Annotated in this window: 11 protein-coding genes and 1 pseudogene; 7 read left to right on the forward strand and 5 right to left on the reverse strand. The window is 41.1% G+C overall.

Annotated features, from left to right (window positions below):
- Window positions 1-114 precede the first annotated feature (114 nt).
- Genes WA279_RS19745 through mnhG form a run of 7 tightly spaced genes read left to right on the forward strand, consistent with a single transcriptional unit; the run spans window position 115 to window position 5,883 of the window.
- The gene (locus tag WA279_RS19745; protein WP_046381298.1) at window positions 115-2,520 is read left to right on the forward strand and encodes a Na+/H+ antiporter subunit A; all 2,406 of its coding nucleotides are present in this window, start codon (window positions 115-117) and stop codon (window positions 2,518-2,520) included.
- Window positions 2,513-2,944, forward strand: coding sequence for a Na(+)/H(+) antiporter subunit B (locus tag WA279_RS19750; RefSeq protein WP_003228819.1), 432 nt, complete (start codon window positions 2,513-2,515; stop codon window positions 2,942-2,944). Before WA279_RS19745 ends, WA279_RS19750 begins: the two co-directional genes overlap by 8 nt.
- Window positions 2,944-3,285 carry a Na(+)/H(+) antiporter subunit C gene (locus tag WA279_RS19755; RefSeq protein WP_003220730.1) on the forward strand — a complete coding sequence of 114 codons (342 nt, stop codon included), beginning with the start codon at window positions 2,944-2,946 and terminating at the stop codon, window positions 3,283-3,285. The genes WA279_RS19750 and WA279_RS19755 overlap by 1 nt, the downstream gene beginning before the upstream one ends.
- Window positions 3,278-4,759: a Na+/H+ antiporter subunit D gene (locus WA279_RS19760; RefSeq protein WP_029725869.1), complete on the forward strand. Its 1,482-nt coding sequence runs from the start codon at window positions 3,278-3,280 to the stop codon at window positions 4,757-4,759. Before WA279_RS19755 ends, WA279_RS19760 begins: the two co-directional genes overlap by 8 nt.
- Window positions 4,760-4,764: 5 nt before the next feature.
- Complete coding sequence (locus WA279_RS19765) at window positions 4,765-5,241, forward strand: Na+/H+ antiporter subunit E (protein WP_003228815.1); 477 nt, start codon at window positions 4,765-4,767, stop codon at window positions 5,239-5,241.
- Complete coding sequence (locus tag WA279_RS19770) at window positions 5,241-5,525, forward strand: Na(+)/H(+) antiporter subunit F1 (RefSeq protein WP_003228814.1); 285 nt, start codon at window positions 5,241-5,243, stop codon at window positions 5,523-5,525. The genes WA279_RS19765 and WA279_RS19770 overlap by 1 nt, the downstream gene beginning before the upstream one ends.
- A complete protein-coding gene (gene mnhG / locus WA279_RS19775) occupies window positions 5,509-5,883 on the forward strand; it encodes a monovalent cation/H(+) antiporter subunit G (RefSeq protein WP_014477830.1) in 375 nt (124 codons plus the stop codon). Before WA279_RS19770 ends, mnhG begins: the two co-directional genes overlap by 17 nt.
- A gap of 38 nt (window positions 5,884-5,921) precedes the next feature.
- Here mnhG and WA279_RS19780 read toward each other — a convergent pair whose 3' ends face one another.
- From WA279_RS19780 to WA279_RS19800, 5 genes and pseudogenes are all read right to left on the reverse strand, one after another.
- Entirely contained in the window at window positions 5,922-6,302 is a 381-nt protein-coding gene (locus WA279_RS19780) for a hotdog fold thioesterase (RefSeq protein ID WP_336156420.1), read from the reverse strand.
- Window positions 6,303-6,320: 18 nt separating this feature from the next.
- Entirely contained in the window at window positions 6,321-6,965 is a 645-nt protein-coding gene (comA, locus tag WA279_RS19785; protein WP_003220716.1) for a two-component system response regulator ComA, read from the reverse strand.
- Window positions 6,966-7,045: 80 nt separating this feature from the next.
- Window positions 7,046-9,351, reverse strand: a pseudogene (gene comP, locus WA279_RS19790) (two-component system sensor histidine kinase ComP).
- Window positions 9,352-9,367: 16 nt separating this feature from the next.
- Window positions 9,368-9,541 (reverse strand): competence pheromone ComX, encoded by a 174-nt coding sequence (comX, locus tag WA279_RS19795; protein WP_021480497.1) that lies wholly within the window; start codon window positions 9,539-9,541, stop codon window positions 9,368-9,370.
- Window positions 9,542-9,556: 15 nt separating this feature from the next.
- On the reverse strand, window positions 9,557-10,423 hold the full coding sequence (locus tag WA279_RS19800; protein ID WP_021480498.1) for a polyprenyl synthetase family protein: 867 nt from the start codon (window positions 10,421-10,423) through the stop codon (window positions 9,557-9,559).
- Window positions 10,424-10,730: the final 307 nt, after the last annotated feature.

The raw sequence follows: 10,730 nt of genomic DNA on the forward strand, positions 1-10,730 counted from the left end.
TCGAAGCGTGGCAGCTTGCAGAAAAGTGCGATATAATTTGGACTAGGTCGTTTGACCGTATATTTCATACATAGCGCATTTTTCAATTGAGAACGAGAAAAGGAGGTCTTATCTTTGCAGCTCTTACATCTTGCTATTTTATCGCCTTTTTTATTTGCTTTTATCATTCCCTTCTTGGCAAAATACGCAAAAAGAGTGCATACGGGCTGGTTTGTGTTGATCCTGCCCGTCTTGCTGTTTATATACTTTCTCCCAATGATCAGGATGACACAATCTGGAGAAACACTTCGATCGGTATTAGAGTGGATTCCGTCACTCGGCATTAACTTTACCGTTTATATAGACGGCCTCGGGTTATTATTCGCCTTACTGATCACAGGCATCGGCTCTTTGGTCACTCTTTACAGCATTTTTTATTTATCGAAAGAAAAAGAACAGCTTGGGCCCTTTTATGTCTACTTATTGATGTTCATGGGCGCCATGCTCGGTGTCGTTCTAGTAGACAATGTCATGGTTCTCTACATGTTCTGGGAGCTTACAAGCCTTTCATCCTTTTTGCTGATCGGCTATTGGTATAAACGGGAAAAGTCGCGCTATGGCGCAGCCAAATCACTTTTGATTACGGTCAGCGGCGGGCTGTGCATGCTCGGCGGATTTATTCTCCTTTATTTGATAACGGATTCCTTCAGTATTAGAGAGATGGTTCATCAGGTTCAATTAATTGCCGGCCACGAATTGTTTATCCCGGCTATGATTCTCATTTTATTAGGGGCTTTTACGAAATCAGCGCAATTTCCTTTTTACATCTGGCTCCCTGACGCAATGGAAGCTCCGACGCCTGTCAGCGCTTATCTCCATTCAGCTACTATGGTAAAAGCAGGCATTTATGTGATTGCGAGATTCAGTCCTATTTTCGCCTTTTCAGCTCAGTGGTTTTGGATCGTGTCCCTCGTTGGCCTCTTTACGATGGTTTGGGGTTCATTCCATGCCGTGAAACAAACTGATTTAAAATCGATTTTGGCGTTTTCAACCGTCAGCCAGCTCGGAATGATCATCTCTATGCTCGGAGTCAGTGCTGCGGCCCTTCATTACGGCCATACAGAATATTATACAGTTGCCGCTATGGCTGCCATTTTCCATTTGATCAACCACGCAACCTTTAAAGGAAGCTTGTTTATGGCAGTCGGGATTATCGATCACGAAACAGGCACACGGGATATCCGGAAGCTAGGCGGCCTGATGGCGATTATGCCGATTACATTTACCATTTCCTTAATCGGGACATTTTCAATGGCCGGCTTACCGCCGTTTAACGGATTTTTGAGTAAAGAAATGTTTTTCACAAGCATGCTTCGCGTGACACATTTTGACCTGTTCAACGTGCAGACATGGGGCGTTCTGTTCCCTCTTTTCGCATGGATCGGAAGTGTATTTACGTTTATCTACAGCATGAAATTGCTGTTTAAAACATTCAGAGGAAATTACCAGCCTGAACAGCTTGAAAAACAGGCTCACGAAGCGCCTGTCGGCATGCTCGTACCACCGGTCATTCTTGTCGCTTTGGCTGTCAGTCTCTTCTTTTTCCCGAATATATTGTCGTACAGCCTGATAGAGCCTGCAATGAACTCAATCTATCCAACACTGCTTGCCGGCCATGAGAAATTTCACGTTCACATTTCACAGTGGCATGGGGTTACAACGGAATTGCTCATGACTGCGGGTATTGTTGTGATCGGAACAATTGGTTATTTGTCGCTGAATAAGTGGAAAGGAATCTATAAACTGTTTCCTTCGAAACTCACACTCAACCGTTTATACGATAAGCTTTTGACTCTGATGGAGAAAGGCTCTTACCGGGTCACAAAACAATATATGACCGGGTTTTTAAGAGATTATTTGCTGTATATCTTCGCTGGTTTCATCATTCTGATAGGCGGAGCTTTTGCCATTAAAGGCGGATTTTCATTTAAAACGGAAGGCATGGCTAAAATCGGTGTATACGAAATCATTTTGACGCTTGTCATGATCAGCGCCACTGTGGCGACTGTTTTTGCTAGGTCAAGACTGACGGCGATCATTGCACTCGGTGTTGTCGGTTATACGCTTGCATTGTTTTTTGTCATTTTCAGAGCGCCGGACTTGGCATTGACTCAGCTCGTCATTGAAACGATTTCTGTGGCACTGTTTCTGCTTTGCTTCTACCATTTGCCGAAACTGAGGCTGAAAACAAAAACGAGAACGTTCCGGATGACGAATTTTATCATTTCTTTAGGCGTCGGTGTTATCGTTACTCTGCTCGGCATCGCATCCTCAAGCCAGCGGACAAAAGACAGCATTGCGTCCTTCTTTGTCAAACACAGCCACGATCTCGGCGGAGGGGATAATGTCGTCAATGTCATTCTCGTTGATTTCAGGGGATTTGATACAATGTTTGAAATTACGGTATTAACGATAGCCGCTCTCGGCATTTACAGCATGATTAAAACAAAAGTAAAAGAGGAGGGGAAAAGCGGTGAATGAACAAAAAACAAATGACTTGATTCTTCAAACCGCGACAAAGCTTGTATCCTTTATCATTTTGCTTTTCTCTTTCTATTTATTTTTATCAGGGCATAACGCGCCCGGAGGAGGCTTTGTCGGCGGACTGATCACGTCCTCTTCCATCGTTCTCTTGCTTCTGGCATATGATTTAAAAACCGTGCGTTCCCTTTTGCCGGTCAATTTCATTTATGTCGCGGGAGCCGGCCTTCTGCTCGCTGTATTAACAGGCGTTGGCTCCTTTGTCTTCGGGGCTCCTTTTTTAACCCACACATTCGGATACTTTCAGCTGCCGATCCTTGGGAAAACGGAGCTCGCCACAGCGACGATATTTGATTTAGGCGTTTATCTTGTTGTCGTAGGCATAACGATGACCATTATTCAAACGATTGGAGAGGAAGAATAATGGAAATCTTAATGGCTGTATTAGCCGGTATTATTTTTATGGCTGCCACGTATTTGCTGCTGTCTAAAAGCCTGCTTCGCGTCATTATCGGAACAGCACTGTTAAGCCATGGCGTTCATTTAATGCTTTTGACTATGGGAGGATTAAAGAAAGGCGCCGCTCCGATTTTGAGCGAGCATGCCAAATCATTTGTCGATCCGCTTCCGCAAGCCCTGATTTTGACCGCAATTGTCATTTCTTTTGGTGTTACGTCATTCATCCTCGTCATGGCCTTTCGCGCTTATCAGGAATTGAAATCGGACGATATGGATCAAATGAGGGGAAATGATCAACATGAATAATTTTGTTATTTTGCCAATCCTGATCCCGCTTTTGTCGGCTATTCTTCTGATTTTCATGACGAAGAATCTTATGCTCATGAGAATCTTCAGCACGGCGGCATCGGCCATCGGGATTGTGATTAGCGGCATACTTGTACAGACTGTCTTCACAAAAGGCATCCAGACACTCAGCCTAGGCGGATGGAAAGCGCCGTACGGCATTGTGCTTGCCGCAGACCAATTCGCCAGCCTTCTCGTTCTCACAACAGCGGTCATCGGTTTATTGGTTGGGCTTTATTCCTTCCGTTCTGTCGGTGAAAAACGGGAGCGCTCCTTTTACTACTCCGGCGTTCAGTTCTTGCTTGCCGGCGTCAGCGGAGCGTTTTTAACAGGCGATTTATTTAATATGTACGTATTTTTTGAGCTTCTGCTTATTGCTTCCTATATGCTGATTGTATTAGGCGGCACAAAAATTCAGCTGCGGGAATCCCTTAAATATATTGTGTTTAATATCGTATCGTCTGCCCTGTTTGTCATAGGGGTCGGCTTTTTATACGCTGTAACCGGCACGTTAAACATGGCGGATCTTAGCGTGAAAATCAGCGAATCAGGACAAACCGGGCTGATCACTGTGATTGGTGTCCTGCTGCTTTTGGTATTTGGCATGAAGGGCGGAATCTTCCCCCTCTACTTTTGGCTTCCAGGCTCTTATTACGCGCCACCGGCGGCAATCTCCGCGTTGTTCGGCGCTTTGCTTACAAAAGTCGGGTTATATGCGATTACGAGGGTTTTCACATTGATTTTTATTCACGATACTGCCTTTACCCATCAGCTGATGATTTGGCTGGCGGCGCTGACTGTGATTTTCGGTGTGATCGGTTCACTCGCCTATTCGAATGTCATGAAAATTGTGATCTATAACATTATTACCGCTGTCGGCGTGATTTTGTTCGGTGTGGCAGTACACACCCCCGCATCCATTCAGGGCGCGATCTACTATCTGATTCACGATATGCTAATTAAGGGCGCTTTGTTCATGCTGGCAGGTACGCTGATCGCATTGACTGGAACCGCGAGCCTGCATAAAATGGGCGGGCTGATCAAACGCTATCCTGTTCTTGGATGGATGTTTTTCATTTCCGCTATTTCTCTTGCAGGCATTCCGCCACTGAGCGGATTTGTCGGCAAATTTAAAATTGCAGAGGGCGGCTTCGCAGAAGGTGAATTTACGATATCCATGCTGATTCTGCTTTCGAGTCTGCTCGTACTGTACTCTGTGCTGAGGATCTTTATACATGCGTTTTGGGGCGAAGAAAAAGAAACGCCAAAACCAAATCATCGAACAGCTAAAGGACTTCTTTATCCGGCAGCTATTTTTCTCTTGCTGTCTCTTCTCTTCGGGTTGGGTACAGAATGGGTGTCACCTTACGTTGATCAAGCGGCCGAGACGCTGCTGAATCCGGAAAAATATATCGAAGCTGTTCTGAAGGAGTAGATCGCATGGCATTTCAAATTTTATTAAATGTGTTTCTCGCTTTTTGCTGGATGTTCTTAAGCAACAGTCCAAGCGCCGCAGGATTCATTACAGGCTATATTCTGGGAATGCTCTCTCTCTTTTTCTTCCGGCGCTTTTTCACTCGCCAGTTTTATCTATGGAAATTGATTTCTATCATCAAGCTCTGTTTCATTTTTATAAAGGAACTGTACCTTGCCAATGTCAGTGTGATGAAATCAGTCTTATCTCCAAAACTGAATATCAGACCGGGTATTTTTGCTTTTAAAACTGAACTGACGAAGGACTGGGAAATCACCCTGCTTTCTCTGCTCATTACATTAACGCCGGGAACCTTGGTGATGGATATTTCAGATGACAGAACAATACTTTATATTCATGCAATGGATATCGAGGATGCGGAAAAAGCGATTTTTGATATTCGGGAGTCATTTGAAAAAGCCATACAGGAGGTGAGCCGGTGATGTTTACGCTGATCCTGCAAATCGCGCTCGGCATTATGGCAGTGTCTACCTTTTTGTATGTCATTCGTGTCATTAAAGGGCCGACTGTGCCTGACCGGGTCGTGGCTCTGGATGCAATCGGCATCAATCTGATCGCAATCACGGCGCTTGTCTCCATTTTGCTGAAAACAAGTGCGTTTTTGGATATTATTTTGCTGCTGGGGATTTTATCGTTTATCGGAACGATCGCATTTTCCAAGTTCCTGGAGAAAGGAGAGATTATCGAAAATGATCGAAACCGCTAAAGTCGTTGTGGCTGTATTCATATTGCTGGGAGCTCTTGTATGCCTCATTGCTTCATTTGGCGTACTTCGCCTTCCCGATGTGTTTACACGCGCTCATGCTGCTTCTAAAGGCTCAACATTAGGTGTCAATATGATTCTGCTCGGTGTCTTCTTCTATTTGTGGTTTGTGACGGGGGAGCTCTCCGCTAAAATCCTGCTTGGGATTCTCTTTATCTTTATTACGTCGCCTATCGGCGGGCACTTGATCTGCCGTGCTGCGTATAACTCCGGCGTCAAGCTTGATGAGAGAAGCGTACAGGATGACTATAACGGAATCAGAAACTTTGTGATTAAACGTAAAGAGGATTCTTATCTATAAAAATAAGCAGCCGGACAGGCAGAGTTCCGGCTGTTTTTTCATTTCTTGATGACAGCCAGCGTGCATCTGGATATACAGATCAGCCTCTCTTGCTCGTCATATATGTGAATGTGATAGACAATCGTCGTTCTGCCGATATGAACGGGCTCGGCTACCGCCTTTACCGTTCCTTCCTTTACAGATTTTAAATGGTTGGCGTTAATCTCCAAGCCGACACAACCCTGTGTTGAATGATCAATCAAGTTCTGTGCACCTGCGCTCGCTGCTGTTTCCGCCAGGGCCACTGAAGCGCCCCCATGCAAATATCCGAACGGCTGAACCGTCCGATGATCCACCGGCATGACCGCAACGCATCGTTCCGCTGTGTTTTCAACAATCTCTATACCAAGCGCTTCAAGCAATGTGTGTTTCGTATTCATCATCTACACCCCCAACATTTAAAGTACACCGTCTGATTTCGCAATCAAAACCGCTTCCGTCCGTGAACCGACATTCAGCTTATTGAAAATCGATGTCAAGCTGTATTCAATGGACCGCTTGCTTAAATGAAGGGCATCTGCGATTTCTTGGTTTGTAAATCCCTTTTCAACTTCTTGAAGAATCAGGCATTCTCTAGGTGTTAGCACATCTTGTTCTTTTTGAGAGGAAGGAGCCGGCTTTGTTTTTTGCTGAGTCATCAGCTGTTTAAAGTAAGCAAAATCGACTAAAATTTCTCCGTTGAGTACGTGGTATATGTATTGGGTGATCTTTTCTTTAGATTCCGTTTTGCTGATGGCACCGTGCAGACCCGCACGAATCGCTTCCTCGAAATAATCCTCGACCTCATAACCGGTATACACGATAATTTTACAATGAGGATTCTCTTGTAAAATCTGTTTAGAAAGCTCCATCCCATTGACCTCGCCGCCTAGATTCAGATCCATTAAAATGAGATCGTATGACGAGAAATCATGCTGCTTGATAAACTGTTCGCTCGGTTCAGGACTGAGACAATCAACAGACAAATTCGAATCCGTTTCCAAAATTGTCTTGGTGCCTTCCATGACAGCCGGATGGTCATCAATCACTAGTATCTTTTTCATGTTTTCCTCCCTTTTACTCACTCTTTTCCATTTTATAAAAAAGACTTGGCCTGTGCCAAGTCGTTTCCGTTATAAATCCATTACAATTCGATTTCAATATCAGCCTTAAAGCCCTTTCCTTCACTTGTTTCAATCCGAAGGCGCCCATCTAAAGCCCTGACTCTCTCCTTAATGCCAGAAAGCCCCATGCTCATGGAATGCTCAGTATTTTTTCAAGGTCAAACCCTACGCCATCGTCCTCATAATGAAGAACGATTTTGTTTTGTATACTAATGAGCATAATCAGCACATCCGTTGCTTGAGAGTGCTTAACCGCATTAGACAGGAATTCTTGAATGATTCGGTATAAATTCAGCTGCGAATCCAGATCAAGGGAAGCCGTAAATCTCCCGGTATTTAAACGGATATGAAACGGAACCCGCTCCTGCTGCTGCGCCACCAGCTTCGACAGCGCCTTCACCAATCCAAGATCATACAGAAGCTGCGGCCGCAGCTCATGACACGTCTCCCTCGTCATCGAAATCACATCAGACATCTGCTCATTCATCTGTACAAGCTTGTCCTGCACCTCTTCACGGCACGGATTATCATCCTTCTTAAAATCACCCAAAAACAGCTCACACTGGCGTTTTAAGGAAATCAAATCCTGAAGAACCGAATCGTGGAGATCGCGGGCGAGTCCTGAACGCTGTTTTTCTTCGATTGCAAACATTAGCTTTTTTAGCCAGATGGGGTTGGTTCCCTCTTGTTTTAAGTCCTTTAAATGTTCCATGAGCTCCTCAATATGCATGACATTTTCCATGGACACACTTGTATAGAAAGACAGTGTTTTCAACCATGATATCTCATCCCGTGTTAGCCGAGGAGTGTTAATATTAGATAAACAAAGCAGAACATAAGAACTTCCGCCTCGTTCACCAACTTTCATAAGAAAACCCTGATTGACTTCAATGATTTTCCCGATTTCTGAAGTTACGTTTTCAAATTCCTCTTGATAGAAATGCCAGTCCGGTCCAATTTCATGCTTATCTAAAAATATCACTTTGTGATCAGGAGTAACCTCAAAAGTATAAGCTTTGCTTACAAGTAAAACATCCAAAATAGTTTTTTTCAGTTCTTTAAAGACTTGTTGAAGAGAAGTTACACCCCTCATTAACTGAGTATATTTAAAGATACTGTCCTGATAGTTGAATTTTTCAGAGAAACGTTTTAACCGAAATTTAAAATCTATGACCTCTTTAAAATAAAACACAGCGAACATGACAATAAAAATAAATACAGTTTGGCGTGCTGGGCTCATTTGTATATTAAACGAATCAAATAAAGCCAATGCTCCAACAGTAAATAGTGTTGGTATCAAAGCAAGCAGAGCATAGTATCTCATTCTTCCTAATATAAATTCAATATCGAACATTTTATTCGCAACGAATTGATAGACTAAACCAAATGGAATGAGTGAAAGTAAAGAGGCAGAAGATAATGCATCAAATATATATTCACCCGTCAGAATCGTTGGAACAACATAAAAAACTAAAAAAGGCGCAAAAGAAAGAGTATTTGTTAGTATTAATATTTTTAGAATATAAGCATGTTCAGAATATTTATATTTATACAGATGAAAGAAAACCAAAATAAACCCTGATACGGTTACAAAGAAAAATGATACTAGATTTAAGTTTGTTATAAAATCTTGGGGAAAATGACGATGAAAAAGCTCAACCCCAATATTTAGCATTGGTATAATGTACAGAAAAGAAACTAAAGAATTTGCAAATTTCTTTCCTAATTCTTTGAAATATTCTTGAATAAATTTCAGGTAGAAAATCGGAGAAGAAATGAAAGTAAATAGATTGATATATCTATTAAATCCATGTCCTCTGGCTGGTCCCCCAGCACTCATATATGCAATAGCGACATCTAATAAGAATAAAATTAAAACATATCCCGCAAATGATTTCCTTATCTTGCTGACTTTTAGTACATAAAATATGCAAACTAAACTTAAAAAATAAAAAACAAGCGGGAGAACTGTAAGAAAATAACTATAAGAACCATTTAAATTAACTATATCAAAATCTTTTAGATGTATTTTTTCACCGTCTCTCATTACATCTAAGCTTTTGATATGATACAAGTAATCCCCTTTAAGATTCTTTTTTGATGGTTTATTATTGTTTATTTTATAGATGATATCGCCTTGCTCTAATCCCACAAACTTTCCATATGAGGTTTCAGTCATTTCAACAATTTTATATTCATTGTTCTCAGTTGCAACGACCTTAGTACCAATAATAATTCCATTTAAATTGATATAATTTATATAGCAAACATAAACAATGCTTAAAATAATGAACAGAATTGTAATTTGCTTCGAAAATTTTTTCAAACTCTCATCCCACCAATTATTCAGGACCCCATTTGCCTGCGTTGCCCCTTTTAACCTCTTCAATTCCCTCAAATCCTTCAATAATTAGTTGAGTCTCATCCGAAGAAAAACCAATAAGGGAGGCTTCATTACTTTTTAATTTTTTAAGCACTTCTGGATACTTCAATAAATAGGAAATTAACTCCTGCATTATTTATCAGACCTTTCATTTTAATAATTGTTTTTTTATTAATTCAATTTTATGTTTATCCAGATTTAATTTTTCAATGTCAGTCTCGCATTTCTTTTTGTAAATTTTGTGTAATACTGAAGCGTATTGTGTAACTCCAGCCTTTTTTAATTTTTCCATGAACTCTTTCTTAGATAATAATCCATAAAAAAAGTTTTTATTCTTAAATATTGTAAGCAATTCTTCGGAATCCTTATTGAACAAGCGTTTAAGATACAAGTTAACTAAAGTATGTTTATCTTTCAAAATATCGCTTCTGTTGGGATTAAATAGTGCAGAATAATCTCCGTAAATCTGTTCAAAAATCCCCTTTGAATACGAGTAACTTTCAACGACTTTGTTATAAGTGCCAGTTGCTAGCATAGTACCAGAAACATTGGCAAGTGCGAACAAACTGCCGCATTTTAATTTCATGGCTTCAAGACAATCCTCTTCTGTCTGCGGTTTATTAATGATATCTCTATGCTGCCCTTGCATTGCATCAAGACAGTATTTTAATATACTATTCACAATATCTGATTTAGGATCAACTGCTTTTAAGCTTTGTAGCCCTACTGTATACAATGAGAACACTGAACTTAAAGCTACAGACTGATCAATATTCATCCAGGGTGCTGTTAAGTTATCATTATCTTGAATATCATCTAGGATGTCTGAAGATAGCGTGATAATTTCGATCCCTGCTCCTAATTCTATAGCAATCTCAAATTCCTTTCCGCCAAAAACACAATAGTGCAAAAAAGCTGATTCGGCAAAAGGAAAGAAATTTCTTGATTCTATAAATAAATTAAGAAGCTTTAATAAATCATCCTCGAAAATATTTTGTTTAACAATCTCCTTCATTTTCTCCTTGATCCGGACAGAATCTAAACATATCTGCTCAATAACGACTTCCCCCCTCCCATTCCATTTTACTAAATGGGACATTTAAAGGACAGCAGGTTTTTCGTTTTTTAACAATCATATAATACTTTATCCATTTATTGTATCGGTAGAACGAAAAAAAAGACTTGTTTCCAAGTCTCAGCTTGTAGAGAAAACGGTGTTTTTTTCTACAAGCTTTTTTGTTTTGTGCTGTTTCTTTACATATTCATCTGATTTCAGGTGCAGAAAAAGCACTCCCACATGCCTAGCCTTGCTTGGCTAGGTA

It is taken from the genome of Bacillus sp. 204(2023), from assembly GCF_037027505.1.
Lineage (GTDB): Bacteria > Bacillota > Bacilli > Bacillales > Bacillaceae > Bacillus > Bacillus subtilis.